This is a genomic window from Aliamphritea ceti, assembly GCF_024347215.1.
In the GTDB taxonomy this organism is placed as follows: domain Bacteria; phylum Pseudomonadota; class Gammaproteobacteria; order Pseudomonadales; family Balneatricaceae; genus Amphritea; species Amphritea ceti.
The window spans coordinates 2741922-2766708 of the sequence record NZ_AP025282.1; the positions used below are offsets into that span (position 1 = coordinate 2741922).

General features: G+C 47.0%; 46 protein-coding genes. 27 read left to right on the forward strand and 19 right to left on the reverse strand.

From position 1 onward, the window contains the following. Positions 1-155 precede the first annotated feature (155 nt). Both OCU49_RS12345 and OCU49_RS12350 read left to right on the forward strand, forming a co-directional pair. Entirely contained in the window at positions 156-2063 is a 1908-nt protein-coding gene (locus tag OCU49_RS12345; RefSeq protein ID WP_261840876.1) for an ExeA family protein, read from the forward strand. Between the two features lie 9 nt (positions 2064-2072). After that, the gene (locus OCU49_RS12350) at positions 2073-2981 is read left to right on the forward strand and encodes a general secretion pathway protein GspB (protein WP_261840877.1); all 909 of its coding nucleotides are present in this window, start codon (positions 2073-2075) and stop codon (positions 2979-2981) included. A gap of 86 nt (positions 2982-3067) precedes the next feature. Here OCU49_RS12350 and OCU49_RS12355 read toward each other — a convergent pair whose 3' ends face one another. From OCU49_RS12355 to OCU49_RS12365, 3 genes are all read right to left on the reverse strand, one after another. Then, positions 3068-3301 carry a hypothetical protein gene (locus tag OCU49_RS12355; RefSeq protein WP_261840878.1) on the reverse strand — a complete coding sequence of 78 codons (234 nt, stop codon included), beginning with the start codon at positions 3299-3301 and terminating at the stop codon, positions 3068-3070. A gap of 109 nt (positions 3302-3410) precedes the next feature. Beyond that, positions 3411-4637 carry a tyrosine-type recombinase/integrase gene (locus tag OCU49_RS12360; RefSeq protein ID WP_261840879.1) on the reverse strand — a complete coding sequence of 409 codons (1227 nt, stop codon included), beginning with the start codon at positions 4635-4637 and terminating at the stop codon, positions 3411-3413. A 1208-nt stretch (positions 4638-5845) separates the two neighbouring features. After that, on the reverse strand, positions 5846-6145 hold the full coding sequence (locus tag OCU49_RS12365; protein WP_261840880.1) for a helix-turn-helix domain-containing protein: 300 nt from the start codon (positions 6143-6145) through the stop codon (positions 5846-5848). A 283-nt stretch (positions 6146-6428) separates the two neighbouring features. Here OCU49_RS12365 and OCU49_RS12370 point away from each other — a divergent pair, with 283 nt between their 5' ends. The 24 genes from OCU49_RS12370 (at position 6429) to OCU49_RS12485 (ending at position 17002) form a co-directional block, all read left to right on the forward strand. Beyond that, the gene (locus OCU49_RS12370; protein ID WP_261840881.1) at positions 6429-6698 is read left to right on the forward strand and encodes a hypothetical protein; all 270 of its coding nucleotides are present in this window, start codon (positions 6429-6431) and stop codon (positions 6696-6698) included. After that, positions 6695-6940, forward strand: coding sequence for a hypothetical protein (locus OCU49_RS12375; RefSeq protein WP_261840882.1), 246 nt, complete (start codon positions 6695-6697; stop codon positions 6938-6940). The genes OCU49_RS12370 and OCU49_RS12375 overlap by 4 nt, the downstream gene beginning before the upstream one ends. Further along, positions 6937-7197, forward strand: a complete 261-nt coding sequence (locus OCU49_RS12380; RefSeq protein WP_261840883.1) for a DUF2829 domain-containing protein — start codon at positions 6937-6939, stop codon at positions 7195-7197. Before OCU49_RS12375 ends, OCU49_RS12380 begins: the two co-directional genes overlap by 4 nt. Then, positions 7194-9182, forward strand: coding sequence for a replication endonuclease (locus OCU49_RS12385; protein ID WP_261840884.1), 1989 nt, complete (start codon positions 7194-7196; stop codon positions 9180-9182). Before OCU49_RS12380 ends, OCU49_RS12385 begins: the two co-directional genes overlap by 4 nt. A 2-nt stretch (positions 9183-9184) precedes the next feature. After that, complete coding sequence (locus OCU49_RS12390; RefSeq protein ID WP_261840885.1) at positions 9185-9472, forward strand: hypothetical protein; 288 nt, start codon at positions 9185-9187, stop codon at positions 9470-9472. Positions 9473-9482: 10 nt separating this feature from the next. Continuing rightward, the gene (locus OCU49_RS12395) at positions 9483-9740 is read left to right on the forward strand and encodes a hypothetical protein (protein ID WP_261840886.1); all 258 of its coding nucleotides are present in this window, start codon (positions 9483-9485) and stop codon (positions 9738-9740) included. After that, positions 9730-10143 (forward strand): hypothetical protein, encoded by a 414-nt coding sequence (locus OCU49_RS12400; RefSeq protein ID WP_261840887.1) that lies wholly within the window; start codon positions 9730-9732, stop codon positions 10141-10143. Before OCU49_RS12395 ends, OCU49_RS12400 begins: the two co-directional genes overlap by 11 nt. Then, positions 10127-10639 carry a hypothetical protein gene (locus tag OCU49_RS12405; protein ID WP_261840888.1) on the forward strand — a complete coding sequence of 171 codons (513 nt, stop codon included), beginning with the start codon at positions 10127-10129 and terminating at the stop codon, positions 10637-10639. The genes OCU49_RS12400 and OCU49_RS12405 overlap by 17 nt, the downstream gene beginning before the upstream one ends. 2 nt (positions 10640-10641) lie before the next feature. Continuing rightward, on the forward strand, positions 10642-11304 hold the full coding sequence (locus tag OCU49_RS12410) for a hypothetical protein (protein ID WP_261840889.1): 663 nt from the start codon (positions 10642-10644) through the stop codon (positions 11302-11304). A gap of 118 nt (positions 11305-11422) precedes the next feature. Further along, entirely contained in the window at positions 11423-11569 is a 147-nt protein-coding gene (locus tag OCU49_RS12415) for a hypothetical protein (protein ID WP_261840890.1), read from the forward strand. Positions 11570-11582: 13 nt separating this feature from the next. Next, on the forward strand, positions 11583-12443 hold the full coding sequence (locus OCU49_RS12420; protein WP_261840891.1) for a major capsid protein P2: 861 nt from the start codon (positions 11583-11585) through the stop codon (positions 12441-12443). A gap of 11 nt (positions 12444-12454) precedes the next feature. Continuing rightward, the gene (locus OCU49_RS12425) at positions 12455-12769 is read left to right on the forward strand and encodes a hypothetical protein (protein WP_261840892.1); all 315 of its coding nucleotides are present in this window, start codon (positions 12455-12457) and stop codon (positions 12767-12769) included. Positions 12770-12783: 14 nt separating this feature from the next. After that, positions 12784-12969 (forward strand): hypothetical protein, encoded by a 186-nt coding sequence (locus tag OCU49_RS12430; RefSeq protein WP_261840893.1) that lies wholly within the window; start codon positions 12784-12786, stop codon positions 12967-12969. Beyond that, positions 12897-13355: a hypothetical protein gene (locus OCU49_RS12435; protein ID WP_261840894.1), complete on the forward strand. Its 459-nt coding sequence runs from the start codon at positions 12897-12899 to the stop codon at positions 13353-13355. The genes OCU49_RS12430 and OCU49_RS12435 overlap by 73 nt, the downstream gene beginning before the upstream one ends. Further along, positions 13339-13773: a hypothetical protein gene (locus tag OCU49_RS12440; RefSeq protein WP_261840895.1), complete on the forward strand. Its 435-nt coding sequence runs from the start codon at positions 13339-13341 to the stop codon at positions 13771-13773. Before OCU49_RS12435 ends, OCU49_RS12440 begins: the two co-directional genes overlap by 17 nt. Then, complete coding sequence (locus OCU49_RS12445; protein WP_261840896.1) at positions 13766-14428, forward strand: hypothetical protein; 663 nt, start codon at positions 13766-13768, stop codon at positions 14426-14428. Before OCU49_RS12440 ends, OCU49_RS12445 begins: the two co-directional genes overlap by 8 nt. Next, a complete protein-coding gene (locus OCU49_RS12450; protein ID WP_261840897.1) occupies positions 14425-15117 on the forward strand; it encodes a C1q-like domain-containing protein in 693 nt (230 codons plus the stop codon). Before OCU49_RS12445 ends, OCU49_RS12450 begins: the two co-directional genes overlap by 4 nt. A gap of 4 nt (positions 15118-15121) precedes the next feature. Next, positions 15122-15403 carry a hypothetical protein gene (locus tag OCU49_RS12455; protein WP_261840898.1) on the forward strand — a complete coding sequence of 94 codons (282 nt, stop codon included), beginning with the start codon at positions 15122-15124 and terminating at the stop codon, positions 15401-15403. Continuing rightward, complete coding sequence (locus OCU49_RS12460) at positions 15400-15969, forward strand: hypothetical protein (RefSeq protein ID WP_261840899.1); 570 nt, start codon at positions 15400-15402, stop codon at positions 15967-15969. Before OCU49_RS12455 ends, OCU49_RS12460 begins: the two co-directional genes overlap by 4 nt. Positions 15970-15972: 3 nt before the next feature. Continuing rightward, positions 15973-16134: a hypothetical protein gene (locus OCU49_RS12465; protein ID WP_261840900.1), complete on the forward strand. Its 162-nt coding sequence runs from the start codon at positions 15973-15975 to the stop codon at positions 16132-16134. A 2-nt stretch (positions 16135-16136) separates the two neighbouring features. Then, complete coding sequence (locus tag OCU49_RS12470) at positions 16137-16499, forward strand: hypothetical protein (protein WP_261840901.1); 363 nt, start codon at positions 16137-16139, stop codon at positions 16497-16499. Next, complete coding sequence (locus OCU49_RS12475; protein ID WP_261840902.1) at positions 16496-16636, forward strand: hypothetical protein; 141 nt, start codon at positions 16496-16498, stop codon at positions 16634-16636. The genes OCU49_RS12470 and OCU49_RS12475 overlap by 4 nt, the downstream gene beginning before the upstream one ends. 10 nt (positions 16637-16646) lie before the next feature. Continuing rightward, the gene (locus tag OCU49_RS12480) at positions 16647-16826 is read left to right on the forward strand and encodes a hypothetical protein (RefSeq protein WP_261840903.1); all 180 of its coding nucleotides are present in this window, start codon (positions 16647-16649) and stop codon (positions 16824-16826) included. 14 nt (positions 16827-16840) lie between these two features. Beyond that, entirely contained in the window at positions 16841-17002 is a 162-nt protein-coding gene (locus OCU49_RS12485) for a hypothetical protein (RefSeq protein WP_261840904.1), read from the forward strand. A gap of 30 nt (positions 17003-17032) precedes the next feature. Here the strand turns inward: OCU49_RS12485 and OCU49_RS12490 are convergent, their stop codons facing one another. Next, positions 17033-17497, reverse strand: a complete 465-nt coding sequence (locus OCU49_RS12490) for a DUF3653 domain-containing protein (protein ID WP_261840905.1) — start codon at positions 17495-17497, stop codon at positions 17033-17035. 383 nt (positions 17498-17880) lie between these two features. Here OCU49_RS12490 and OCU49_RS12495 point away from each other — a divergent pair, with 383 nt between their 5' ends. After that, positions 17881-18378, forward strand: a complete 498-nt coding sequence (locus OCU49_RS12495) for a DUF3653 domain-containing protein (protein ID WP_261840906.1) — start codon at positions 17881-17883, stop codon at positions 18376-18378. 148 nt (positions 18379-18526) lie between these two features. Here the strand turns inward: OCU49_RS12495 and OCU49_RS12500 are convergent, their stop codons facing one another. The 15 genes from OCU49_RS12500 to OCU49_RS12570 all read right to left on the reverse strand — a co-directional run bounded on the left by OCU49_RS12500 (position 18527) and on the right by OCU49_RS12570 (position 24784). After that, positions 18527-18706, reverse strand: a complete 180-nt coding sequence (locus OCU49_RS12500) for a hypothetical protein (protein WP_261840907.1) — start codon at positions 18704-18706, stop codon at positions 18527-18529. Further along, complete coding sequence (locus OCU49_RS12505; RefSeq protein ID WP_261840908.1) at positions 18706-19047, reverse strand: hypothetical protein; 342 nt, start codon at positions 19045-19047, stop codon at positions 18706-18708. The genes OCU49_RS12500 and OCU49_RS12505 overlap by 1 nt, the downstream gene beginning before the upstream one ends. Positions 19048-19059: 12 nt before the next feature. Next, positions 19060-19671, reverse strand: a complete 612-nt coding sequence (locus OCU49_RS12510; protein ID WP_261840909.1) for a hypothetical protein — start codon at positions 19669-19671, stop codon at positions 19060-19062. Beyond that, the gene (locus OCU49_RS12515) at positions 19664-19945 is read right to left on the reverse strand and encodes a hypothetical protein (protein ID WP_261840910.1); all 282 of its coding nucleotides are present in this window, start codon (positions 19943-19945) and stop codon (positions 19664-19666) included. Before OCU49_RS12515 ends, OCU49_RS12510 begins: the two co-directional genes overlap by 8 nt. Beyond that, a complete protein-coding gene (locus tag OCU49_RS12520; protein WP_261840911.1) occupies positions 19945-20652 on the reverse strand; it encodes a hypothetical protein in 708 nt (235 codons plus the stop codon). Before OCU49_RS12520 ends, OCU49_RS12515 begins: the two co-directional genes overlap by 1 nt. Before the next feature lie 2 nt (positions 20653-20654). Continuing rightward, positions 20655-21065 carry a hypothetical protein gene (locus OCU49_RS12525; RefSeq protein ID WP_261840912.1) on the reverse strand — a complete coding sequence of 137 codons (411 nt, stop codon included), beginning with the start codon at positions 21063-21065 and terminating at the stop codon, positions 20655-20657. Next, positions 21065-21439 carry a hypothetical protein gene (locus tag OCU49_RS12530; protein ID WP_261840913.1) on the reverse strand — a complete coding sequence of 125 codons (375 nt, stop codon included), beginning with the start codon at positions 21437-21439 and terminating at the stop codon, positions 21065-21067. The genes OCU49_RS12525 and OCU49_RS12530 overlap by 1 nt, the downstream gene beginning before the upstream one ends. Further along, positions 21439-21660: a hypothetical protein gene (locus OCU49_RS12535; protein WP_261840914.1), complete on the reverse strand. Its 222-nt coding sequence runs from the start codon at positions 21658-21660 to the stop codon at positions 21439-21441. Before OCU49_RS12535 ends, OCU49_RS12530 begins: the two co-directional genes overlap by 1 nt. Continuing rightward, on the reverse strand, positions 21653-21958 hold the full coding sequence (locus tag OCU49_RS12540) for a hypothetical protein (protein ID WP_261840915.1): 306 nt from the start codon (positions 21956-21958) through the stop codon (positions 21653-21655). The genes OCU49_RS12535 and OCU49_RS12540 overlap by 8 nt, the downstream gene beginning before the upstream one ends. A 38-nt stretch (positions 21959-21996) precedes the next feature. Continuing rightward, a complete protein-coding gene (locus tag OCU49_RS12545) occupies positions 21997-22854 on the reverse strand; it encodes a major capsid protein P2 (RefSeq protein WP_261840916.1) in 858 nt (285 codons plus the stop codon). Next, positions 22855-23031, reverse strand: coding sequence for a hypothetical protein (locus OCU49_RS12550; RefSeq protein WP_261840917.1), 177 nt, complete (start codon positions 23029-23031; stop codon positions 22855-22857). 148 nt (positions 23032-23179) lie between these two features. Then, complete coding sequence (locus OCU49_RS12555) at positions 23180-23827, reverse strand: P-loop NTPase family protein (protein ID WP_261840918.1); 648 nt, start codon at positions 23825-23827, stop codon at positions 23180-23182. Continuing rightward, a complete protein-coding gene (locus OCU49_RS12560; protein WP_261840919.1) occupies positions 23796-24281 on the reverse strand; it encodes a hypothetical protein in 486 nt (161 codons plus the stop codon). Before OCU49_RS12560 ends, OCU49_RS12555 begins: the two co-directional genes overlap by 32 nt. Next, positions 24268-24651, reverse strand: coding sequence for a hypothetical protein (locus tag OCU49_RS12565; protein WP_261840920.1), 384 nt, complete (start codon positions 24649-24651; stop codon positions 24268-24270). Before OCU49_RS12565 ends, OCU49_RS12560 begins: the two co-directional genes overlap by 14 nt. Beyond that, entirely contained in the window at positions 24644-24784 is a 141-nt protein-coding gene (locus tag OCU49_RS12570; RefSeq protein ID WP_261840921.1) for a hypothetical protein, read from the reverse strand. The genes OCU49_RS12565 and OCU49_RS12570 overlap by 8 nt, the downstream gene beginning before the upstream one ends. Between the last annotated feature and the right edge of the window lie 3 nt (positions 24785-24787).

Sequence of the window (24787 nt, forward strand, 5' to 3'; positions counted from 1 at the left end):
ATCTGTGCAACAGATATGTGTATTGTATGAGTTACATTACCTCAGCAAGTGTAAACTTGGTGAACAGTCATCAAAGGAACGGACATAACCGGCCAGGACATACGCGCATTTAACTTTAAGCTTCTATAGTTAAATGGCGACAAAGGAGAACCGGTATGTACAGCCACTATTTTGGGTTATCTGAACCGCCATTCTCAATTGCACCTAACCCCCGATTTCTCTATATGAGCGAACAACACAGAGAAGCACTGGCGCATTTACTATATGGCATTAGAAGTAACGGAGGCTTCGTCCTGCTGACCGGTGAAGTCGGCACAGGAAAGACAACAGTCACCCGTTGCCTGTTAGAGCAGCTACCGGAAAACACCGAAGTTGCTCTGATTCTTAACCCGAAATACACAGTTACCGAATTACTGGCCACGATATGCGATGACCTTGGTATCTTTATATCTGCAGGTTCCGACAGTCTCAAAGAATATGTAGACCGTATCAATCAACATCTGATAACCAACCACCGCCACAACAAAAATACGGTACTCATAATTGATGAGGCCCAAAACCTTTCGACAGATGTCCTTGAAACTATTCGCCTGCTGACCAACCTCGAAACCAATACTCAGAAACTTTTGCAGATTATCCTGGTTGGACAACCAGAACTTCTGGATTTACTGGCACAGCCAAAACTGCGCCAGCTGAATCAGCGTATAACCGCTCGTTACCACTTAAAAGCGCTACAACAGGATGAGATTCAAGCCTATATTAATCACCGATTAGCAGTAGCAGGAGTGGACTGCCCACTGTTCAATATGGATGCAACGAAACGGCTATACAAGCTAACGAAAGGTGTTCCACGGCTTATCAATATCATCTGTGACAGGGCGCTGTTAGGCGCGTATGTTCAACGCGAAAACATGGTCAAAGTTGATGTCTTAGTTAAAGCTGCAGGAGAAGTGTTTGGCGAGCAGGTGTTAAGGAAACAAAAAAAACCTTGGTACTGGCTACCTATGTATTCAGGTGTGCTCTCAAGCATTATTGTGATGTTTCTACTTATGGGTTATCCGGGGTATCAGGTGTTGATCAGTCACGCACAGGCACTTGTAAATACTCAGCCGAACAACACCAATTCATTATCGAGCTCGACTCTACCTATACCGGCAACTGAAACCCCAGAGTTAACACAAAAACATAACTCATCAGAACTGATGAGTAAGAATCAAACTGGAACTGTACAACCAACAGATACAGAACAACCAGCAATTAAGAAAAACACACCGCACATAAATCATTCGGAAGTTATTCAAGTGCGAAAGGTCAGTACAATACCTGACGACACTCAGGCGTTGAGTTCATCTACCTCATCGCTACCGAGTAAAAGTGCGAGTGGCTTAAAGCCTGTACCCAAGCCGCAATCAATGCAGATTCCAATTGCCTCATTATCAACCCCTGCAAACTGGTACTGGCAGGGTGAAGAGCAAGCCGATATAAGTGAAACTCTTGCATATAAGCATTTGTTTGAGCTTTGGGGGATAAATTATGATCCTGTACAACAACCGGCAGTTTGCCAGGCTGCTGAGACCCAGGGATTAAGTTGTTATTTCAAAATAAGTGGACTGGATGAACTGAGACGAGTCAACTTACCCGCTGTTGTTAAAATGCAAAATGCGAATGGCCAGCATTTTTTTGCAACGATAAGCGCCATCGAGGGCGAAATAGCTCAGCTCTATGTTGCAGAAGATACACGCTATGTTGAACTTAAAGACCTGGAACTCTGGCTACCTGGTAACTTTACTTTGTTCTGGGATCGTCCAGAAAGCTACAAACAAACCTTAACTCCCGGAAAAACCGGGCCTGAAGTTATATGGCTGGATAAGCAACTAGCCGCTATTCAGGGACGCGCACCACGACATCCTTCACCTCAGGTTTATGATCAGAGATTAGTCTGGCAGGTTAAAAAGTTTCAAACCGCCTCAGGTTTAATAGCCGATGGAATAGTAGGGCCCAAAACACTGATACAGCTAACAACAGACTCAGCAGATGATACACCACTGCTGACAGAGCCATAGGAGAGAAGTGTGTCATATATTCTTGATTCTCTTAAACGCTCAGACGAAGAACGTACACGGGGTTCAGTACCCGATCTGCAAAGTCTGCCGTTAATCAGCAGTGGACCTGCAAAGAAAAAACCATCCCGCCTTTATTGGGCATTGTTACTCACTATGCTCGCTATAACTATCTATGTAACAAACCAGCTACTGTTTACAGCCAGCCTACAGCCTCAGACTGCTTCGCCAGAAACATCCTTCTCAGATAATGCGATACTGACTACAGAAACAGCGCAGCCACTGCAAAAAAACAGCTTTACTGAGCCCACCGATAAGAAACAAAGCAACACAGATATTCCGCAAAATGCCACGGAAAACCAGCAACTTGCCAGTGATAGTAACGACAGCGTGAAGGGAATAAATACACTGGATAGCCTGGGCATCTCATCAGATACCCAAAGCCGCTTAAAAGGCATTAAAGTTAAATTGGAAGCAACTAAGTTCCAATTAGCTGATGAAATAAAGCCTCAACAAATACTGTCTGAAACTAACCGGAAAAAACCATCTGAGAAGCAAGAGGCACATGTTACTGGCATACAAACCATAGCCTCAAATAAGGCAATAAACGCCATTCAACCAGTTACTAAAGCGGAAAAAGTACAGAAAATAATTACAGCAAAAAGCCAGCCTGTAAAAAACCCTTATCAAGGGGTTATGCACGTCAAACAACTTCCAACGGTTATAAAGAGAGAATTACCAGAACTGAACTTCAGCGTGCACATTTATTCGGAGAACACAGCCAGTCGAATGGTAAAAATTAACGGCAGAAGCTATCGGGAAGGACAAACAGTCTCGCAATACCTGACACTTAATGAAATCACCCGTGACGGTGTGATTATGACCTTTAAAGATGAACGCTTCTGGCAATTATCACGCTGAGTAGAAGCTTTAGTAAAGCTGAATTATTCTCGGGAGGGCAAACAGTGGTACTTACAGGCATCAAAAAATCGGATGTATAGATACTCTTAATTACTAATTAGTTTCACAGCTAAACCAACAAAAAAAGCAATCATTAGAATGATAAAAGCATAATCAAATACAGGGCTACGTCCATCCCTAAAACCAGCACCCAAAAATAAAATTTCAAAAATATGTTTTGGGTTTTTAGAATTTCTTACAACATCAATGATAGATATTATTGATAATAACACTAAACCTAAAAACCCAAACTGCATTAATGAACCAAAAAAATCATTCATAGCTAAAAACCATATAGAGTTTCAATATAAGACAACTTAATAAAAAACAATAACAAACTACTCTTATATGCTGTTGAGTTTTTAACTTATAAACACAGAAAAGCCCAACTCAAACCTCTTGACCCTTAGCACTCGAAGCCCGTTCCATATTGTCAGAATCTACATATAGCTCATCAGTGGTTCTGATACTGCCATGGCCAAGATCAGCCTGTACGTGGGCAAGGTTTCTGCCTGCAGCCACTTCCATTGACGCACCTGTATGACGCAGCCAGTGAGTGGTAGCAGCTCTCAGTTCAGAAGCTTCTACCTCAAAACCATCTTTCAGCAGTGAATCACAGCTTTCAGTAAAAGCGACTTCAACAATGTTGCGCAGCTGACGGCTACCAATACCTCGATTTTTAACGCGAGACTCAATCACTGGCTCATCGGAGTCTTTAGAAGGCAGGGGGGTTAAGCCCCGAAAATCGCGATATCGCTTCAAGAAAGTCAGATATTCATTAGAGATAGATACATCCCGTTCTTTAGATCCTTTACCAAAGGTTCGGTACCACCAGTTGCCTTCATGATCTCTGTGGAAGTGCGACATAACCGGTAGCCAGTTCGCGCGCTCTGAAAGCTCCGATATACGTAACTTAAGTGATTTTAACGTAGCGATAACAAACAGAGTGCGTTCATGTTGAGAATCTGCTTCAGCCATTGCTGTGGCAGTACTTAGCAGGTATTCCCACTGTAATTCCGACAGTCGTTTAGCGGTATTAATACCAGTTTCATGTCTTAAATACGGACAGTTTTTCTTAACAATCGGAATATGATTCCCGGGCGCATAGTCTTCAGCCATTAAGTAGTTAAAGAATACGCTGAGGTTAGAAAACAAACCTTGCCAGGACTTAGTATTCAATCGCCCTTTACCAGCGCCAGCTAGACGAAAAGGGCGCCAGAGTTCATTGGGTTCGCGTACACCACTAGCACTCAGGAACCGTCTTATTGTTGATTCAGCCTGCCAACTGGGATCTGGCTTCGCAACGAAGTCTGTATATTCCTCGAGATCACGTCTGCGTAGTTCAACAACAGATTTCTTCTGGATCAACCACGCCCATAACAATAGACGCTCAGCATCACCTCTAAACTTATCGTAAGTATCCTGACTTTTCTTACTGTAACTGGCCAGAAAGTCTCTGGTATAGCGATAATCATCAAGAGCGCCTTTAATATTTAAGCTCAGCACAAAGGTCTCTACAGCCGGAGACTGATCAGGGAACACAGCATTTCTGGGGATCTGATTAAAGTATTTAGCAGAATCAAATAACGGCATACCAGGAAATGTTTTATTCGACACGAAGACTCAAGCCTCAGTTAGTTGCTGAACGTTATAGGACATATGAAGCTAAGTATATGTATTTGCACTGTCAATTTCCAGTAGTGTCTACTACTGGAAACACAATAAGTAATAGAAATAAGCCTGATTAAGCGCTCTTATCAATAAGAATCATTCCATCAAGCCATCTGACTGTTGCTAACCTATAAAAGCCATTCAATCGTAACTCTGTGATTTAACGTCAAATACTTCTGTAATGCTCAGTGACCGTTCTCAGCCAACACTAAGTATTCAAAGTACATTGGCTCAGTTCTTTCTTTAGGAGTTTTTCGTCTGGAGCTCTTTCTTCAGAATCCTGTCGTCCAGCCTATATATGAAATCTAAATAAGAGTTCTTCTTTGCATTCTGTACAAGAAACTCTATTCAAGAGTCTGCGTAAGAAACTGTGCATCCGGTAATTTTTGAAACCGCAGATCTCACAGTCTGTTATCAATTGATACAAACACAATTAACAAGACTCACAATCTGAACTATAGCTTCAGCAGCTTTCATCTATATTAAGCAATTAAGAACTTCAGGCTTATCCGGCAGCTAAGAGAAAGCCAGGCAAGTTAAAACGGAGATCAGGCATCGTCTGTTTGCGTGAGCACAGTTGTTATTCCAGATCCGACTTTACACATACAATTATCGCTCTTCAAATAATTCTTACAGCACCACAGACTCAACATGAAAGGCGAGGATTTTGAAGTTGCAGATTACCTGCAAGCCAAACCTGATAACTAAATCTGTAGATCAGTCCTTACCAATAGCAGACAGAAACCCTCACAGCTCAGCTACATAGATCACAGTTCAAGTAGCATCATAAAATGCAGTCACTGGATTGCATGTTTATAGCAACCGCCAGGATAAAATCATCAACGGGATATAAGGACAATAAAACATTAGCATTTCACAGCAAAATGATTAAATGCAATTCTAATACTATTTATTACAGGCGACGCTCTGTGCGCAGAGCGATACTCAGTACGCAAAAACAAAATTAACGAAGCTCTCCGCACGCACAGATTTCACTCTGAAAGTCATAGAGTCTATTCCGAGCAGCGTTCTAATCCCTAACCACACAAGAGCCACCATACGGATACAAAAATCACTACTCTATTTAACATAATATACATTGTAGAGAAAAAACAATGTGTTAGAAGGGGATTTAAAACAATACCGCAGCCCAGTCAGGCTGCGGAATCTGAGTGGTTTTGATTATCTAAAACTACCTGAAAGAATTCTCTCGTCTCCGGATTTTTAAATTCGTCCTGAAACAACTCTCCAACAACCGTCAATGGGTCTTTTTCTAACAAAAGGGCAATCTTGTAGCCCTCTCGAATATCTACTCCACTACGACCAGTTTTCCACTGGTAGATAGCACTACGGGAAACATTCATTACTTTTGCTAAATGTAGGTCTGAACCCTTGTTGTCACGGGCTTTCAGGAAGGTTCTTACCTTTTCAATGTACTTTTGTGTGTTATTCATAATTTTGGGGTCGCAGTATCAATTTCATTCAAGTTTAGCTCACCAATGGGTACCGGCAAGTGCTAATTGCATTAGCACAGCTAGTGCAATTAGCATTATCATATTCTCCGCAGTATCAACTCAAGGCAACTTGGATTGGTAGGTGGGCCGGTAGGGGTACCGGCTCACCAGTTTCTGCAAACACCCAAAACAAACTAAGAGCAGCATTTCCTCGTTGCGAGGGAGTTGGTAGGCATACCGCTCCCCAAACAACGAGACGAGGAATTGCAACGAGGAAATAGCGATGATTGGTATTTATGATGAGTTTTTAGGGTTGTTAATGCATGACTGGCGAGGTGTTCAGTTAACCCGGATTCAATGGAAAGCTAAGTACAGCTGTTTACGGGCGCAGGCTAGTTCCGGTAATCCGAAAGCTATGCAAATGATAAGCGCAAATTTCGAGACCAGAAGAGCCGAATATCAGTGGTCTGATGTGTTGCGTGAGTGCGCGTTTATTAGCGGTCGCTGGAAGTGCAGGGACAAGCGCGATTTAGATGCGGAGGTGTCCGCATGAGCTACGTATACGAATCTATTCCGACTCAAGTATGTGCATTTAAGGTAGAAAGACTTGGGCATTGTCCATTCTCAGGCGATAAGACTGTTTGGTTTAAAGGCCACGGAACCTTCCCGCAACACTTAATTAAAGATAATGAGTCTCTTGAGGTTGGAGATTACGTTATCTGGCTGGATGAGGACGATATTTACCGCTGCCCAAAAGCTGTATTTGAGGCTAAGTATCGGAGGGTGTTTGTATGAATTACGGAGCAGCACTAGAGCTATTAGACGAAGGTAAGCAGATTCAGCGTCAGGGCTGGAATGGAAAAGGGATGTTCATTTTTTTGGTCTTAGAATATGAATGGTCACTTTTTGTATTTGGATGGGAAAAGAAATGGCTGAATGATAATTTTGAACCTCTATCATTTATCTGCATGAAAACAGCCGATGACAAGTTGGTTCCTTGGCTTGCTAGTCAGACGGATATGCTGGCAGATGATTGGCAGGTGTGTGAATGAACGCGCCGCTGTCAGTCTTTTCGGGCACCCGGCCAAAGCATACCCCTCAGTTTCTGGATATGAATATTAAATTCAGAGACGGCATTATTCACCGGCTTCCGCACATGTTGCGGGAAGATGCTTCAAAGCGCTATCAGCGTCTGTTTGATGGTGGCGATCACTTCACGGCAAATACTGAATTGCGGCATCTGCGGGATTCTTTACAGCTGAAGGGCGTAGGGCTTTCAACAATGGCGCCGCGTGAATCGGTGCAGGATTACGCGGAAGCGCTGACAAAGCAACTTAGCCGGGAGTTGGCGGGTCGTGTGTGGTACGACCAGCGAAGCACTACCGGCAATAATGCCGCTGATGCTGTGTTCTGGCTGGCTGGTGAGGTGTCTAAGCGTGGCTTTGAATTCCCTTTTGATCTGGATGAACTGAGTAAATACCTACGGGTAAAAGATGATCTTGACGCAGAGACGATTAGCCAGTTTAAGAACGCTATGGCTGCGGCAATGGCTAGGGTGCTTGATCCTGTTTGGTGGGTGCGTCGGATCGTTAAAGAACAACGCCGCCGGATTGAGAATGTCGCTCGTCAGTTAGAAGTTGTGCATCGGGGCCGTTCTCCGTATGTGTCACAATGGGCGTTGTCTGAACACCAGTCACAGAAAACCCGCAATCGCCGGATACTTGAAAACCTTGTTGCTGAGAATCAGGAAGGTCATGCCTTCACGTTGCAGGAATTATCAGACCTCTCTGTATCTAATCCAGAATTGCGCCGTAATGAGCTAATGGCTCGGTTAGATGGCTTTCAGTCCGTTGCTGACGAACTGGGGGACGCTGCAGCGCTGTTCACTATCAGCACACCTAGCCGGTTCCACCGGATTAAAACCGTTAAGTTACCGGGCCGCAAACCGTTCTATAAAGCTAATCCAAAATGGACAGATGCCACCGTTAAAGATGGTCAGAAGTGGTTAGTTGAAATCTGGGCGAAGATTCGTTCATCGCTGGAAAGAAAGGGTGTGCGCGTCTATGGCTTTCGGATTGCTGAGCCTCACCATGACGGCACACCCCACTGGCATATTCTGCTGTTTTTTGCGCCTAAGTACAGCCGGTTAATTCCGGTTATCTTTCGTCAATATGCACGTGGTATTGCGCGCCCTAAATACAAGTGGAGCAAGGCACAAGGCCAGCACTACGCACACGCCAGCACTATACACGGTGATCCCACCTGTAATGGCTATGAACCGGGTGCAGAAAAGCACCGTGTTGATGTCGTATATATCGACAAATCACAGGGCAGCGCCGTTTCCTATCTGGCTAAGTACATTTCAAAGAATATCGACGGTTACGGGGTTGATTACGACCACGAAACCCATCAAAGCGCCAGCAGTTCAGCGCAACGGGTTGCCGCTTGGGCGTCTGTGCATGGTATCCGTCAGTTTCAGCAGGTCGGCGGGCCGTCTGTCGGTGTATGGCGTGAATTGCGCCGTATCGACTCAGACGCTTGTGAAGAGTTGGACGAGCTAGCGGCGAGTGCTGAGCGGGCATGGCAGGATTCGTTTAAAGCTGCTCAAGGCGGCTTCGATCAGTTAGCCGAATTCAAGCGGTTATTTTTCAAGCGTGAAAACATGACTGTGCAGACTTTGAAAGCGCTTATTTCAGCGGCTGACGCTGGTTTGTGGAGTGCCTTTGTTCAGATCATGGGCGGGCCAGTCATGCGGCGTAAAGATCGGCCTGTTCAGCTGGATAAGCAGCAGGACGGTGAAACCGTTTATGGCGAAGCAAAGCACATCATTAAGGGCATCGTTTACGGTGCTGTAAATCTGGCAACCCGACTGCATACGTGGTCGGTGACTCGGATGGATCGTTTTTTAGAGGTCGCAGACCTCTCTCGGAGTTCTGTCAATAACTGTACGCGGGAGGCAATCGAGCGCTGGCAGTTACGTGACGATTTTGAACGTGGGGCCGGAGGCTCTGGAGAATATCAATATGCAGAAGGGTAGCTATGAATAAGCAAAGGGTTGTTAGTGATACGGAGTTACTGGAAACGGTAACAGGAATGATTGGTGGGCTATTGGGTTCTCTTCGTCGTGCTGATGTGAGCATGAGGATAGACATTGACGGTGATCGTGTGTCCGCGGTTTTGGATCGTGGAGAGTGTTGTTCGGTCAGCATCTCAGAATTAATAGATGCGGCGGTTGAAATGGGCTTGCCCTCTGAACTGACAGATATGTTAACAGAAGGCGCTTCAGAAGAATTATCAGAGCTGCTTTGTTCAGCAAGCAATAAATAACGGAGTTTATATGCAGTTAATCATGAAAAACAACGAAGCCGCTGACGCTGAAATCATGGAAGCGATAGAAGCGTTTCAAGGGGTCGCAGCTGGCGGCATAAACATCATGGGCTTAGCCATGAACCCAACGAAGGCAATGGAGCAGTTCGGGGCACCACTGATGCAGTTAGTTAGTGGCTTGCAGGCAAAAAACGAGATTGTTAATGATCTTCTATCTCAGGTGGCAAACTTACAAGCGACTGTAGAGGAGCTGGCACATGGCGAATAAAAACCCCGTTCTAGGTGTTGTAACCTGCACAACGCCTAATTGTGATGGAAGCATGCAGGTGAAAGACCGTAAAACAGGCCGTAGCGCTGTACTCAAGAAATGCGGCTATTGCAGCACCTGTAAGAAAACTGAACAGCGTAACGAAATGCAAGACCACCTGAAAAGTTACCGGGCAGTAACTCCAGTTACAACGCCAGAACCTGCGTCAGCCGTGCAGCCGAAGGCCGTTAGCAAGCCGGACTCGGAGGGGTTTGATCCGCATGAGATTACCCATTTAACCCCGGAAAAAACACCGGTAGAGAAACCGGCCAAACGCAGTAGCGGCGGGCTTTTGAAATGGGTTATCGGGGGTATTGTTGTAATTGGAACGTTAGCGGGGGTGGGCTATGCAGCAGGACGATAACACGGAAATCAACGTTGTAGAGGCTGTTGATGGGGTTGCGGTTGAACCTCAAACGATCACCGTTGATGTCACAGAATCTGATAGCAATGACGCCGATGTGCTGAATAGCCTTGATGCCGTTGAAGTAGAGGCTGACTCGGTTAGCGTGACAATGACGGCAGAGGGTACAGCAGCGGCACCGGCTGAGCTGACCGATGTTGAAAAGCAAATAGCGGCACAGCTTACAGCAGCTGCAGCAACAGGCGGTATTTCTACAGTTATTGAAAAGGTATTTAAGCCAGCAGAAATCAGCGATGAGCAGCGTAAGGAGTTTATGGAAGCATTAACCCCTGTGCTGATGAAAAGTGGCGGTGTAATGCCGCCTTGGCTGGCTAAAATTCTTGCTGACTGGAAAGAAGAGCTTGAGTTGGCGAAAAAGACAGTGTGCATTGGCTGGGCGGTATACGATCAGGTGCAGGAAGACCGGAAAAGCCGTATTCAGGTACAGGAGGCGTAATCGTGGCCGTAAATCCGAATACCAGTTTACCAAACCGTCACAAGCTGGTTTTAGCCTGTTCTGGTGGTGGCAAGTCTCAAGTAGTTTTCCAAGATGCTGAAGTGCCGCGCCGGGGTGTTTGGCATGTGCTATATGACCCGGATGAAGACCATCCCGCTCGCCGCTTTTATACTATGGCGTCGTTTAAAACCGGGCTGAAGGCTGCTATCCGTGACGCGCTAAAGCGTAACGGCGGTTTTCGTGTCGCGTATTGCGGTGATGCAGACTTAAAAAGCTTTGAAGCGTGGTGCGCGCTGGTATGGGCCATTCTGGATGGTAATCGTCTGGTCTATATGACGATTGAAGAATTAGCAGCAGTTACTGAAACAGCCAGTAAAGCTTCGCCCAATTTTGGCCGATTGCTGAACCGTTCGCGTAAATACGGCGGGGTTATTACTGCGACCACTCAGCGTGGTACCGAGATAAGTAAAACCGCTTACGTTCAGTGTGCCACTAAAATTGTGGGCATTCAGGAAGGTTCTGACGTTGAAAGAATGGCGAAACTCTGTGCATTGCGGCCTGAACAGATACGGGAGCTACAACCCCTTGAATACTGGGTTAAGAAACCGGGGAAAGAACCTGACAAGCTTAAGATTCAATACAAACCAATACCAAGGGCCGCATAGCCCTTTTTTTGTGCCTGATTTTTTTACCCCATAGGGGGTTTACAGAAACGGAGTTTCGTGTGGTTCCCTGTGAAACTGAAATTTACATTCAAGTGTTTCACAGGTTGAAGGGTACACAATGAGCAAGTTTGAGAAGCTAAAAAACGCGGTTGATTGGGAGTTGATGTTCACCCTGATTCTTACTGCATTGGTTCTGGGCGGCATCGTCTGGGGAATGAAAAAGACCGGCTTTAAGCCTGTCGCTGAAATCGCTAAAAACGTTTAAGGGGTAAAAAACTATGCGCAATGTACCCGGTAAACTAAACGGCGTTCAAAATATCGTTTCTGGCCAGAAAGCCTATGTAAAAGTGCAGAACGGTCCGAAGTATCTGGAATTCATCATTGTTTCCAATATCCCGAAAGAAGGTATTGAAAAGGTCACTATTGACGTTGGCGGCGTTCACCAGTTGGGTGAAGTCGTTGAAGTGACTGGCGATGATCTGGTGATGATGGAAGATTACCGCGTTAAAGAATATGCGTTTGCGGCGTCTGCCCCGTATATCTATGTATTACAGCTGGGTAATCAGGAAGCGAACCAAGATTTTGCACAAATGGCGGGAGGTCTTGTTACCACCCTGAATGATAACGTGCTGCTAAACATCTATATCAAGTCGACTGATGCAACGGCAAACAAGTTTATTGATGTGCACTACGAAGCCACGCAGCCAATTGCGGAGCTGGGTGAAATTGGCCCGAATGGTGAGCCTGTTCGTGTCACTGTGCCGATGATCAAACCGCATACCGTTACGAACAATGTCACTGGTGATGTGGATTATATGACGTTACCGGCTGAGCCAGGTTTAAGTGTGCGCCGTTATTACTTGTCAGGTGGTGATATTGATTCTGTCGAAATCAAACTCGACGGTCAGACGAAATATGATGAAACAAAAGCTGTTGCCGAGTTTCAGCAAAACCGTGAAAAGCGCACCCCTCAAGCGGGTGTTTTTGTCGTTGACTTCGTACGCCGTGGTTGGATTTTGAAAGATGTTTTCCGCCCGCAGCATAGCCGAGAGTTACGACTTCGCATGAAAGTTGCTACGGCTGAAAACATTCGCATTCTGGTAGACGGTTTGATCACGTTGCCGACGCCGCAAAGCTAAGGGGGTGACCTATGCACCCAATTTATGGAGAGGACGACGCCTCTAAAGCGTCGGGATTCTTTGAAAGCGGTCTGGATTTTCTCGGTAATTTTGCCGGTCAGGCGCTGAATATCGCGGCTCAGGGTCAGCTTAATGATATGCGGGATGATGCCGGACTGGCTCGCCCGCAATCAGAAAACCAGCGTCAGACGCTGGTTGGCCCCGGTGGTGAAAATCGTACGGTTGAAGAAGCGGACGAAACAGACATTAAGCAGTGGCTGATCATTGGCGGCGGAATCTTGCTGGTTATCATCGTATTGATGGTACTGCTTGGGGGTCGTAAATAATGGCCGGAATGCCAATGCCTAATATCACGGGCGGCGCTGCCACGGCTGGCGATGCTAAATCCGGTGATTCTCGCAATGGCGGGACCATGTTTAATAACGGCGGCTTAACCATCAACCGGAATAATCCGTGGGTGATGGTGGCGCTTGTCGCTGCTGCCGTTGTGGTCTTTCTCTGGTTAACCCGTCGAAAAAAAAAGTAACTGGCATTGAGGTAAGGCGGCTGAAATGGTCGCCTGATCTTGAGCAGACTTTAGGGGTATCACTGGGCGGTGATCGAGATGAAATAGCCGCCGATGTGAATAAAGGTGAACTACTGGCGCTGAGTTGGAATGGCCAGTTATTTACTGTTTCAGAGATTCAGGACCATACATTGGTGCTGTGCTGTGTCGCTGGCGCGAACCTTCAGCGGTATTTGCCGAGTATTTACAGATGGGCGCAAGGTTTGGGCTGCAAAGCCGTCCGCGTTCATACCTACCGCCAGAAAGTTTTCTTGCGAATTGGGCGGCGCTACGGCGCTAAGTTAGTAGGAGAGTCAGACGGTATGAGTGTGATTGAGTGTGAGGTAGCCAATGGGCGGACGGGCTAAGACGAGCTCTAAAACGAGCAGTACGCAGACAACGACGAACAAGACGTTAAATGCTTCAGCCAGTGATATAGAAAATGGCTCAGTCGTCCAGAATAGCGGCGATAACGCCAATATTACAGCGACAGATCACGGGGCCATTAATCGTGCAGGGCAGTTGGCTGAATCAGCGTTCGAGAGAAGCACCGATATTGCATTTGAAGCTCTGCGGGTCGGTGAAGAGTCTGTTAGACGTGTCAGTGCGAATGCGTCAGGAAATGCGGCGGCAATTGAGCGGATTGCGAAGTCAGCGACGACAGGCGGTCAGTCTATTGTTGCTGATTCGCTGGTGAAGATTTTCCAGCCGTTTGCGCTGGGCATCTTGGTTGTGGCGGCTGTCGTCATCGTAGCAATGATTATCAGAGGAAAAAAACGTGTTTAGTCGAGTAATGCAGCCGGGTGAATCGTTAGAGTTTCCGGCCTCTGGTCAACATGTACGTGTCGATAAAGGCAGCAAAGTACACATTAAAACGGATATGAACGAAATCGCGCCAGTGTATGAGCGCGATAGCGTCACGTTCAAACCGTTCAACAATATCACCATTACTTTTCAGGGCGTAGCCGCTGAGCTGGTCGAGGTGCGTGTCTCTGATGGCCGCATTGTGTCTGCGGGTGATGGCGCTGTCATGGCGATATCATCGCAAGGTAACGGCGTAACGCTGCTAAACCCTGAAGCAATCGCGCTGGGGAGTTTAGACGTTACCGTTGGTGATGTGGGCATTACCGGCGAAGTCGTCAGTAAAAACGTTGCAACCACGCTGGCAGATGTACCGGATATTCAGGTTCCGGCCGGTCAATCTGCAACGCTGTCAGCCGCCAATGCTAACCGCCAGGAACTACTGATTCAGGCGGAGGGTGGCGGTCAGTTATCTAAAGCCCGGATTGGCGGCAGTACTGTTACAGCAGGTCGCGGCTTGAAGATTTACGGTGGTAACGGTGTTGAAGGTTCGCTGACCTTGAACAGCTCGGGATTGGTACGAGTTCACAACGAAGGCCCGGAGCAAATGACATTCTCAGTCGTTGAGGTGAGCCGATGAGCAGCATTGACGCGATGCGCATGATTCAGATCGCCACACCTGCACAGGTCGCGGCGGTTCAGACCGCCAGTGATCAGGTGCAAACGAATCTGACCGCATTAGTCACCCAAGTTGGGAATTTAGCGCCTGCTAACGTTATCCAAAATGATGAGTTTTCAGCGAACGCTGTACGTGACTTGTTAAAAACGGTTGATGGTGACGGTTCTGGGCTGGATGCGGATTTAATTCGAGGTGAAGCGCTGTCTGTTCAGAATGGCTACCTGTTAACACCTAACCGACCCGCATTTAGTGTAAGAAGCTTGCCAGAAAGATCAGATGTAACTGTTTCAGGTGTCTACAAAGGTCCCGGACTTGAAGCGCTGACTAATATAGGCGGTTGCTTTGACTTGGTTACAGGTCGAATGACTGTGCCTGTGTCGGGGTTTTATGCGCTGTCATTTCAGACCCTGATTAACGTAGCTGCAGCAAGCAATGCAGCGGCCTATATAGATGTGCATGTGAATGGAGCAATGCGCGGGGCCAGAACACATTCGAATACAGGTTTCTCACGATCTTATGAGTCGCTTGCAAATAATATCGGTCTTGATCTGTTACAGGGTGACTATGTGGAGTTGTCTGTCACTCTGGAAAATGGCGCAAAAATACACGGCAACTTTTTTTCGAATTTTTCAGGTTATTTAGTCGGGTAACAGTATGAAACGCTTAATTGTAGATATTGAAGATTTAGAGTTTGTTGCACTGGAAACAGCCGCAGTTGATCCCCGTGAATGGTTGAAAAACTTTGTCGGTGTGAGAGTAAAGAAAGAATTAGCAGGCCTGAAAATGGTTGTTGCACAGCACTGTATGAATGAAGGCGTTTCATTACCTACAACTGAAGCTGAAATTATCAGCCTGGGTATTAGTAATGGCTGGATTAAAACCGCTGCACAGCGGCAGGCTGAGGCAGAGGTGGTTCAAGCTAGTACGCAAGCATGAACCGAACGCCAGCAATAGTCCTAATACTGGTACTGGTAATTGCGTTGGCGTGGTACGCCGGGCAACCGAGATTCAGTGTTTCAGGCAAATTATTAGGGGCAACGGGCTTAGCCCGTACCCGGCACAAAACAGAAATTGAAAGGGTGCAGAATATGTACGCAGATAAGCGCGGTTTACGGAATAACAACCCCGGTAATATTGAAAAAGGTGCGGCATGGCAAGGCAGATCGAAAAGCCAACCGGATAGCCGATTTATTACGTTTAAGTCGCCTGAATGGGGTATCCGTGCGATGGGCCGAATTCTGCTGAATTATGAACGCCTGCATGGGATCAATACCGTGAATGGCATTATCAGCCGTTGGGCGCCACCTAAAAAGAATGGCGTCGTTGAGAATGATACGACCAGCTACATTAATGCTGTCGCGTCTAAGCTGGGCGTTTCTCCGAATCAGGAAATCAAAGTTAACAATCACTTAAAGCCGCTTGTGAAAGCAATTATTCATCATGAAAACGGTTTGCAGCCGTATTCAGATGCACTGATTAATGACGGTTTGGCACTGGTGTAAATGATGAAAAACTCACAGTTTTTAATTGTTATAGGGCTGATTCTGGCGGCGGCGTTCGGTGTCTATAAATGGCAGGTTCACATGGAAGTTAAGCGTAAAGCCCGTGTGAATACGGCCAATCAACAGTTGGTATCGAATTTTGAATCTTACGGCGGCGGCTTTTAGTCATGGCCGTTATGACTGATCGTCAGTTCTTCTTCGTGGTCGGCGTTGCTCTGGTCTCTGCGGTGGTCGTTACCTATTACAGCCGTAAACTAGGGCCAAGTGTCGTGTCAGCGCTTCAGGATGCAGGCAGGGAGGCTAGAAACACAGCCAGCACCATTGCTAATGCACCCTTGCAGGCAACCCGTGACGTTAACGAAGACGGCAGTACATTTGGTTCTCGTGGCTGGGCGCATAACCTGGGCAATCAAGTGAAAGGATGGTTTGTAGGTAACGACAAGTCCTATACAGGCCCATACGACAACGGCGGCAAGGTCAGCAGCTTCGAGCAGTTGCCAGTCTTTACCCCATACAGGCGAGACTATTGATGATTCCGAACGCATTTAAAATCAGTGTGACAGGTGACGGTAAAAGCCCGGTACCTGTGAAAATTACGATTGGTCCGGGGCTGTTATTTCTGGGAATAGCGACACTGGTGATCTTGTTAGTTAAAGCTAAAAAATAAGGAAGTGATTATGTTTGATTGGTTAAAAGATCGTGCAAAAGAGCGCTCAACATGGCGTGGATTAGCAATTCTGGCAGGTATGGCCGGTGTTGCAGTTGATCCGACACAGGTTGAAATGATCGGTTACGGCGTTGCCGGTGCAATCGGTGCTGTTGAAACGATCACGCAGGATAAACCGGCAGAGGCTTAAGGATGACGCGGAATATGCAGCACAATATAGGGACTTTATTACAGGGCTTGGCATTGGCTGCAATTCTGGGTGTTTTTAGCACGATGCAGAGTTTAGAAGAAAGTTTTCAGAAACTTGAAAACACGGTGTTATTGAATAATTACCGGATAGATATGATCGAAAAAAAAGCCCCTTAGACGGGGCTTTTTCGTTTCACTGCGAAATGATTATTTAATAATTCTCAAATGTTTAACATAACGCGGTTTAGGATTTTCATTCACATACACCCGGAACGGATTGTCTTTAATTTCCTTCAGTTCAGCTTCTAGCCGGTTAACCTTGGCAACCAGACGCTTCATATCCAATTCATACAGACGCATTATCTGTAGCGTGAATTCGTAATGCTCTAAATCATTCGGGCTAAAGTGTCGGCCTGTGGGGCCGTACAGTTTGCCGTCGTCAAAATACCAGCCTTCAGGCCAACCGGGAGCCGCACCAAGTACTGTACAGCGCAGACTTTGCCGCTGTGTATCTGTCAGCGTAGATTCACCGCTAATAAGTCTGTATGCGTGGGACAGGCTTACATTTAAATGGCGGGTTAAGTCACTGGCAGTCAGAAACCTGACTCTAAAATGATCTTGTAAATGAAACTTCTTTAATTTGGCGATTCGGCTTGCTTGATTAATTTTCATGTTAATCAGTCTCTCCATGTACAACATTGCTCGGAACCGCTGGCCAGCGACAATTCAGGTTAACCGAGAATATGACCCCAAAAAACTGACGGTTTTGGGTGATCTGGGGGGAGACTTTTAGCCCATTTTCAAACAGTAAATTTTGCGCATAATATTCTGTAACGGGATGGTCCATTTCTACATCCTATTTAACATAATATACATTATGCGAAGTCTATATATTTCTATTGCGAGAGCTATAAAGCATGTAAATACGTGCTTACATACCATCGTTTTCTCATTTTGAGACCCATTTTTAAACGGTATCCGCGTCCTACGTGGCAGTATTCGGCCCGCGTACTGGCCAGTCGCCACAAGATGAAATTTATTAATTAGGAACGGAAATGGCGATTAAAAATAATCATACAAATAACGGATGGAATAAAAATCACTTGTATGCGAAAAAGCTACACCTGTGTAATGGAAACGGTGTAGTTTTTCTGACGGCCGATCAGATTGTCACTCTCGCTGGCATATCAAAGAGTCATGCTTATAGAATCATCAAAGACCCGGTTAAATACCTAACAGGCCCTTTACGTGAATTACTTTGCATCAAGGCATTAGGACAAGTACCCGGCTGGCCGGATGGCTGGCGTTTTGATTCTGAGAACTCACATTTAATATCACCCGATGGCAAAACTCTACATCATGTTGATTTAGAGAATTACGCACTCACTCAGCAGCTTTTCAGGCTACTTGAAGGTGAAGCTGTAATCAGTCGCCGCAGGATTAAAGAGCTTGAAAACCGGCTTTCACTGCCGCGAGAATTGCGAGTGTATGTCAATGATAGTCTGAAGGAACGCCGAGTACTTAAGGTTGCACCCAAGAAAAAGACTGCATAATCATTTCGCATGGAAATGAAAAAGCCCCGTTATGGGGCTTTTTTATAAACCGAACGTCTTACGTTCTAAAAGCTTTATCCGGCCATTTTGCTGCCACAGGATCAACAGCAATGGCACTATATCTCCTGTCTGAATCAGCGTTGCTAAATCAGCCATTTACAGGCTTATCCTGTGTCACAGCTTCAACCGTTGCAAGCGCACCAGCCACACCCATGCCGATCATTTCAATCTGTACCGGATCAACTGCCACACCGGCCAGACCTGCCAGAATTGCCAGACCACGCCATGTAGAGCGCTCTTTCACACGATCTTTAAACCATTCACCCATTAGAAACCACCTCCAACACTTTTAAATTTTGCGACCAACTCATGCTGCCGCCTCAGCTCCGTTTCACGTTCGGTCATGCGATCCGCATCAGAATCACCGTATAAGCCACGGACACTGTTAACACCGTCATAAATAGCGCCGCCCAGATTCCAGTTTTCAATGCCGGTAATCTCAGCGCCCACGCTATCAACACCGCTTGAAATAACGTTGTCATTGTTCAGCGGATTAACGGCATCAATTGCCTTTTCAGCCACTGACCCCACTTTACGGGAGGCGTACCAGACACCCACACCGATCAGCACCCCCATGACTGTGAATTGCTTGTTATTCAGGATTGCCATATAAGCCCCCTGCTAAGCCAGCGCAATGCCATCTTTGATCAGCGCATCAGAGTAAGGCTGCAAACCGTTCTCATGGTGCACAATCGACTTAATCAGCGGCAGCATATGCGCCTGCACATTGATGGTCTGATCAGGTGATACATTCAGCGAACGCGCCACGGCATTTACATAGCTGTCTGTATCGTTTTCCACGGGCGGTGCCCAACGGCCAATCACACCACGCACAGTATTTAAACCGTGAATCTTCTGGTAATTACCCAGTACACGCGCCATTGCACGGATTCCGTACTCAGGTGAACGAAAGGTAATAAATGACTGGTCTTTCTGAACGTCAGCCATACCCTGCCATGGTGAACCATGACGGATATTGCCGGGGTTATTGTTCCGTAACCCGCGTTTTTCTGCGTACACGATTGAATAATCCTTCTTATCTGATTTAACAGGTACAACCTGTTTTTTAACGCCTTCCCACAAGCCCAATAGGCTTGTTTCCGGTAAAGGCTCTGCGACTGGATTCATTGGTTCGGCAACCGTCACCGGTGGCGCTAACGGCTTTCTGGGCAAAGCAATTGCAACCAGTAAAGCCGCCGCTGACAGCGCCACCAAACTACCAGCGTTAACCATTTTCAAGCGCCCGTATCTGATCATCTAAGGCCGCTACTGAAGCAATCCAAAGCGGCATGTTCTCGGACCATTTCGGCTTATTTTCATCCCAGCTCAGCCGCTCAGCTTTTAGGCTCAGCAAATACTCTGCCGCGTCTTCTGCTGGTGAAACAGGCTGCTGCAACTGCTCAATAACAGCCTTTTGCCTGATCACCTCTTCAGCGCACTGTTCGAACGTCAGCCCTTCCGCTGCCGCCGTTTTTTGAAAGGCATAAACATCTTCTAAAACACTCATCAGAGCACCTCATAATGAACGGTTGCAATGGCCGGATAGGAGTCAGAAAAATTCTTAAAATAAAGCCCGTATCCAACAGGAATACGCACAGCCCGATTAAGCGTTGCGGATGGTGCGTTTGCCGCCGCGGTCCACCAATAAGTCTCCAATAATGTCGTAGCGGCATTATCGTTAAAGTCGAGCGGTATGCTTTGCTTAATCATTAACCGGGTACGTGCGGCCCGAGAATCCGCATAATGCACAATAACGCCGTTGACGTTTGCCGCAGGCGTGACCAGAGTGTTCCAGCTTGTACTACTGCCATCCTTTCTGTATGTGCTTAGCCCGGTCAGATCAAGCGGGGCTATTTCATCAATTTTTCCAATACTGGAAACCCGGTTAATCTTCGCCGATCCATCTATCAACTCCTGCACATTTGCAGGGGCTTCCAGCGTTACTACGCCGGTATCCCGGTTATCAATGAAGTCTTTTGAACCCAAGTAGAATTCAATGGTTTGCGGCTGGTCTGACTGATTACTCAGACGGATACTTTCAAAGCGTTCAACGCCTTTTAAGCCCTGACCGGACTGCAAAACTTGCTCTGACTGAATCGTTCCGCTCAATTCACGAAACTCAACCTTCACCGGGTATTTCGCATTGATCAGATACAGGCTTGAACCTTCCTGACTTAGGGTCTTCTGTTCATAGCCCTGTAAGGTAATTTGCATACTTAACCCCGACTCTTAACAACTGCGACAGCCACACCCAGCACCGATACGGCAGCAGATACGGCTATAGCAATCTTGGTTTTTTCAGTCATCGGCGGCGCAATCGGTTCAACACCGTTGGCAGACGCCACATTTTGTATAGCGGTACTGGCCAACTGGTTCGCCTGACCTAACACAACCGCCTGATTTTCGTTTAACTCGGTAATGAGCGTACCCATACCGTTAAGCGCATCTTTCACCACATCAAACGCCCCACCGTCTGTAATGTGCTGTGTTAGCGCTATTTCGTCGCCAGCAACGGCAACAGAACCCGTTTCCATATCACCAGACAATGAAGCGTTTAAGCTTTCATTGGTGGTGTTATTGGTCGTTGTCTGGCTGCTGGACGAACTTTGTTTTGAACTACTGGACATTAGCTTTCCCACCGATAGACAGTTTGCACACGCCCGAATCCCCAGCGCTTTACAAAGCGATTGATTAATTTTTCGGGATGGTGCGTGTGAAACCGTATTGATTGAATGCCTTTTGATTGACAGACATTCTGTGCGTGCTCAACAATCGGGCCAGTGTTCTGACCGGCCCAAGCAACAAGCACCAGTTCCTGCACACCCGGCTCAATATCTTCCAATCGGGTCACGATATAGCCATGCTCTGGCACGTGCCAAAGCGTTGCAAAACCGCGTTCCACATCAAGCTTGATAGCAATTTCATCACCAGCGAACGCGGGTTGTAACGTGGTTGCCGCTTCATCGCACCATTCGATTTGTACCCACTTCACTGCTGTCATTACTTCAACGCCTTCACTGTCAGAACGGTGACCAATACCGCCGCTAATGCGGCACCCGCCAAGTGCACAGGGTTTTTAGCATCAAATGAGAAACCACCCGGATTGATGGTGATTCCGCCATTTGAAACATTGCCTGTACTGGTGTCGTAATTGGTTTTACTGGTCTGATCACCATTGGTTGCCGTAGCACTGGCGCTCATGCCGCCGCCAGCGCTAAACACTCTTAACCGCCTTTATCAGCACCGCACCAAACAGCAATGCCGCTGAGCCATACAGCAACGGTTTAGGAATGCGATCCCAGTAACCTTCTACGCTGCTGTACTGTGCATTTTGCATATTGATCGCGTCTTGCATGGAGTCCACACTGGGCGCGTGTAATGCCTGCTGCTGGTTCGCGGATTGTGCCTCTATCTGCTTTACTTTCGACTCGGCTTTTGCCTGCTCAACTTGCAGATAAATGCTGCCAATGTCTGACAGCGACACATCAAAAAACGACTGATCGTCATCTTGCATACTCATATTTCACCTAAGCGCGGCACATACCGCGCCCCTGTTATTTATGCGAATTGAGCAGCCGGGCGCACCAGATCATTCCACGAGGTAATGTATTCGGTGACATAGCGAACGGTAGAATTGGCGCTTGCACCGAGCGTAGTTGTCAGACGCATCTGACGAACTCGATAGCCCTTTTTGTCATCACGCATTACCAACGTTTCATCGGTTACACCGGCTTGCAGGAAGTCCAGACAGAAACCTTTATCCGCCGCATATGGCACACGCGGCACCACAGCGCCTTCCTGATCAAAGTCAGCACGGGCACGATCCAGATTGAAAGCAATGGCATCATCAACCCGTAATTCAGCTTTCAACACCTTGTCATTCTTAATGTGGATGGCGGCAATGCGGTCACGCAAATCAATAGAGTCAAAGTGATTGTCACCTTCAGCATTACCACCGCTGTTATGTGCAACAACCTGTGTTAGATAGCCCAACTGAACCGGACGTTCTGCGGTTTTCTTGCCCCATGCTTTGATTACTGGAGTTGTGCCAGACGCAATGTCGAACTCAACCCGGACCATGGACAGGCCACCAGTTCCCAGCGCATACGCCATGCGTTCCATTTCAGTTTCCATCTCAGGACGGCGGAAATAGAATGACAGCGTGCCGGCTTCAGTTTTACGGCCATAGCGCTTATTGATTTCATCAAGTTCCGCACCATCTTTGTATTCCTGGAGGGTTAGCGTGCGATTAGCAGACACCAGCAGCACCTTGATATTGGTAATCTGCGCCAGTGTCAGACCACCATGCTCAATGTGCCAATCGAGCCATGTACGGCCAGTGATTGGACGGACAATACAACGCTGACCAGCGGTCGCGTTTTCAATGATTTGAATATCTTCGCGAATACGGGTCATTTACTTAGCCCCGCTTGCAATTTTGGCAGCGTCTTTCAACGGGCCAACACCGGATTTAACAGCGAAATAGGTAATAGCGCCGAATACGGCAAAACCAATCACAGTTGATACGATAATAGGCGTACTGACGTTACGATTAACGAATTCCTTGCCTTTATCCTGCATGCTCGTTTGCATATAAAAAAACCTCTAAGGTGGTCATTTGCTCATAAAAGAGACGCCACGATAGAGGTCAGACGGTTGGGTTAGTCGAGCCCACTTCGGTTAGAGTTTGGTTAACTTTTCGGTCACTTCGGTTAATTTTTTGGTTAAATAAAACAATTAGTTACGCTGCTTTCTTATATTTCAGTTGAATTTGTCTGGCTTCAAAGCCTTCACCCGAGTCATTTACCCAGAACTGTAACTTCTGCTGACTGGCGATCTGATCAGCAGGAACCCCGATTTCCTGCGATAGCAGCTTAGCGGCCGCCAAATCAAGCCGCCCGACATAGATCACTTCACAGTTGCGGTACACCGTTTTTGGCACCTCCTGCGCAAACTGAATGACACCGTGGTAACGCATACCGAACTTACGCCCTTGGTTCAGCAATACGCCATGATGAAACGCCGCTGAGCCACTTCTCTGACTACTGCCACCCAACTCTTCATCAATTACATAAGTGAGGTGCTTTCCATCCAGAATTGAGAACACGAACTGACAGAACCATTCATGATCAGCCTCACCGCTGCCACCTGTATAGGCAATTCTAAAACCCTTACCAGAGCGCAAGGCACGTAACACCGCATGACCAAATGCTGCTTTGGTGCTATAACGATGCGCCCGGTGGTCTTCGTTGGGATCGTAGAGAACAACCCGCGCCCCTTGGCGCGGAATATCAGCGTTTTGCTTCAAGGCCTGAGACTTACCAGCCCCAGATCGACCGAGGTAGAGCGTATTTCGGTTAGGTAGTGAGCCGTTGGGGTTCCGAGCCATTAAAACCACCCTCCTCTTTTTTGGCTGCTGCTTCGTCTGCTTCACGGGTCTGACGGATAGCGCTAGCCGTGCCTAGACCCAATTCAATCAAGAATGCCCCGGCCTGAAACTCTTCACCAAAGCGCGTAATTCCAGTGCTGCCAATGCCATGTTTAACCAGTGCCGGGGTTAGCTCGTCTTCAGCCCTTTGAATAACATCTTGACCATATTGCACACGGCTGTCTTTTAACCGTAAGAGCCAGTTCATACCGTGCATTGCAGCCCGAACTAAACCCCTTGCGGAATTCTCAGCATCAACCGAATCAACCGTTTCCTGATCGTCTTCAATCGGTTTACTTTCGGCTGCTTCAGCCCCGAATACCAACGCTTCAGCTTCTGAATAGTCCGTATCATCAACCAGCACACCTTCAAGCGGCTGTTCCTGACCGTCTAGACCGTTATCATGCTCTTGCAAGTGCCACCCCCAAACCTAACAGCGCAGCTACACCGGCTACTGCGACAATAACGCCGCCTTTCTTCTTCGGTTTATCTTCAACCGTTTTCGGTGGTTCTGTTGGGTCAAAATCAGCAGCAGCTTTCGGTTGTTTTTCGGCTGGTTTAACGGTCTCAGACCCTTTATTTACATCAACATTCACAGGGGCTGGCGGGATGCCATCAACCCACTTTGCATTGTCCCAGATATATTGCTGCTTCTGCTTCCCCGTACTCTGATCAAAGCCACAACAATCACAGCGCAACATGAAATGGCTACCCTTACGCTTGGCCTGTGTCACTTGAGCATTACCGCCCATTAAACACTTAACATTTCCGATAATTTTACTCATGAATCCCCCATTGGATTGCTATAGAACCTTCACCGGCAACCAGTGCCAGACCGAACAAAACCGGCACCGCTAACCGGGAAACAACCCCCGACACAGCCCATAGCTTTGCAGTATTGATAATCTCTTGTTTCATGCT

Coding starts and splice junctions, on each gene's coding strand:
- OCU49_RS12345 (WP_261840876.1), top strand. CDS start 156: ATGTACAGCCACTATTTTGGGTTATCTGAACCGCCATTCTCAATTGCA.
- OCU49_RS12355 (WP_261840878.1), bottom strand. CDS start 3,301: ATGAATGATTTTTTTGGTTCATTAATGCAGTTTGGGTTTTTAGGTTTA.
- OCU49_RS12365 (WP_261840880.1), bottom strand. CDS start 6,145: ATGAATAACACACAAAAGTACATTGAAAAGGTAAGAACCTTCCTGAAA.
- OCU49_RS12370 (WP_261840881.1), top strand. CDS start 6,429: ATGATTGGTATTTATGATGAGTTTTTAGGGTTGTTAATGCATGACTGG.
- OCU49_RS12375 (WP_261840882.1), top strand. CDS start 6,695: ATGAGCTACGTATACGAATCTATTCCGACTCAAGTATGTGCATTTAAG.
- OCU49_RS12380 (WP_261840883.1), top strand. CDS start 6,937: ATGAATTACGGAGCAGCACTAGAGCTATTAGACGAAGGTAAGCAGATT.
- OCU49_RS12385 (WP_261840884.1), top strand. CDS start 7,194: ATGAACGCGCCGCTGTCAGTCTTTTCGGGCACCCGGCCAAAGCATACC.
- OCU49_RS12390 (WP_261840885.1), top strand. CDS start 9,185: ATGAATAAGCAAAGGGTTGTTAGTGATACGGAGTTACTGGAAACGGTA.
- OCU49_RS12395 (WP_261840886.1), top strand. CDS start 9,483: ATGCAGTTAATCATGAAAAACAACGAAGCCGCTGACGCTGAAATCATG.
- OCU49_RS12400 (WP_261840887.1), top strand. CDS start 9,730: ATGGCGAATAAAAACCCCGTTCTAGGTGTTGTAACCTGCACAACGCCT.
- OCU49_RS12405 (WP_261840888.1), top strand. CDS start 10,127: ATGCAGCAGGACGATAACACGGAAATCAACGTTGTAGAGGCTGTTGAT.
- OCU49_RS12415 (WP_261840890.1), top strand. CDS start 11,423: ATGAGCAAGTTTGAGAAGCTAAAAAACGCGGTTGATTGGGAGTTGATG.
- OCU49_RS12420 (WP_261840891.1), top strand. CDS start 11,583: ATGCGCAATGTACCCGGTAAACTAAACGGCGTTCAAAATATCGTTTCT.
- OCU49_RS12425 (WP_261840892.1), top strand. CDS start 12,455: ATGCACCCAATTTATGGAGAGGACGACGCCTCTAAAGCGTCGGGATTC.
- OCU49_RS12430 (WP_261840893.1), top strand. CDS start 12,784: ATGCCTAATATCACGGGCGGCGCTGCCACGGCTGGCGATGCTAAATCC.
- OCU49_RS12440 (WP_261840895.1), top strand. CDS start 13,339: ATGGGCGGACGGGCTAAGACGAGCTCTAAAACGAGCAGTACGCAGACA.
- OCU49_RS12450 (WP_261840897.1), top strand. CDS start 14,425: ATGAGCAGCATTGACGCGATGCGCATGATTCAGATCGCCACACCTGCA.
- OCU49_RS12455 (WP_261840898.1), top strand. CDS start 15,122: ATGAAACGCTTAATTGTAGATATTGAAGATTTAGAGTTTGTTGCACTG.
- OCU49_RS12460 (WP_261840899.1), top strand. CDS start 15,400: ATGAACCGAACGCCAGCAATAGTCCTAATACTGGTACTGGTAATTGCG.
- OCU49_RS12465 (WP_261840900.1), top strand. CDS start 15,973: ATGAAAAACTCACAGTTTTTAATTGTTATAGGGCTGATTCTGGCGGCG.
- OCU49_RS12470 (WP_261840901.1), top strand. CDS start 16,137: ATGGCCGTTATGACTGATCGTCAGTTCTTCTTCGTGGTCGGCGTTGCT.
- OCU49_RS12480 (WP_261840903.1), top strand. CDS start 16,647: ATGTTTGATTGGTTAAAAGATCGTGCAAAAGAGCGCTCAACATGGCGT.
- OCU49_RS12485 (WP_261840904.1), top strand. CDS start 16,841: ATGCAGCACAATATAGGGACTTTATTACAGGGCTTGGCATTGGCTGCA.
- OCU49_RS12490 (WP_261840905.1), bottom strand. CDS start 17,497: ATGAAAATTAATCAAGCAAGCCGAATCGCCAAATTAAAGAAGTTTCAT.
- OCU49_RS12495 (WP_261840906.1), top strand. CDS start 17,881: ATGGCGATTAAAAATAATCATACAAATAACGGATGGAATAAAAATCAC.
- OCU49_RS12500 (WP_261840907.1), bottom strand. CDS start 18,706: ATGGGTGAATGGTTTAAAGATCGTGTGAAAGAGCGCTCTACATGGCGT.
- OCU49_RS12505 (WP_261840908.1), bottom strand. CDS start 19,047: ATGGCAATCCTGAATAACAAGCAATTCACAGTCATGGGGGTGCTGATC.
- OCU49_RS12510 (WP_261840909.1), bottom strand. CDS start 19,671: ATGGTTAACGCTGGTAGTTTGGTGGCGCTGTCAGCGGCGGCTTTACTG.
- OCU49_RS12515 (WP_261840910.1), bottom strand. CDS start 19,945: ATGAGTGTTTTAGAAGATGTTTATGCCTTTCAAAAAACGGCGGCAGCG.
- OCU49_RS12520 (WP_261840911.1), bottom strand. CDS start 20,652: ATGCAAATTACCTTACAGGGCTATGAACAGAAGACCCTAAGTCAGGAA.
- OCU49_RS12525 (WP_261840912.1), bottom strand. CDS start 21,065: ATGTCCAGTAGTTCAAAACAAAGTTCGTCCAGCAGCCAGACAACGACC.
- OCU49_RS12530 (WP_261840913.1), bottom strand. CDS start 21,439: ATGACAGCAGTGAAGTGGGTACAAATCGAATGGTGCGATGAAGCGGCA.
- OCU49_RS12540 (WP_261840915.1), bottom strand. CDS start 21,958: ATGAGTATGCAAGATGACGATCAGTCGTTTTTTGATGTGTCGCTGTCA.
- OCU49_RS12545 (WP_261840916.1), bottom strand. CDS start 22,854: ATGACCCGTATTCGCGAAGATATTCAAATCATTGAAAACGCGACCGCT.
- OCU49_RS12550 (WP_261840917.1), bottom strand. CDS start 23,031: ATGCAAACGAGCATGCAGGATAAAGGCAAGGAATTCGTTAATCGTAAC.
- OCU49_RS12555 (WP_261840918.1), bottom strand. CDS start 23,827: ATGGCTCGGAACCCCAACGGCTCACTACCTAACCGAAATACGCTCTAC.
- OCU49_RS12565 (WP_261840920.1), bottom strand. CDS start 24,651: ATGAGTAAAATTATCGGAAATGTTAAGTGTTTAATGGGCGGTAATGCT.
- OCU49_RS12570 (WP_261840921.1), bottom strand. CDS start 24,784: ATGAAACAAGAGATTATCAATACTGCAAAGCTATGGGCTGTGTCGGGG.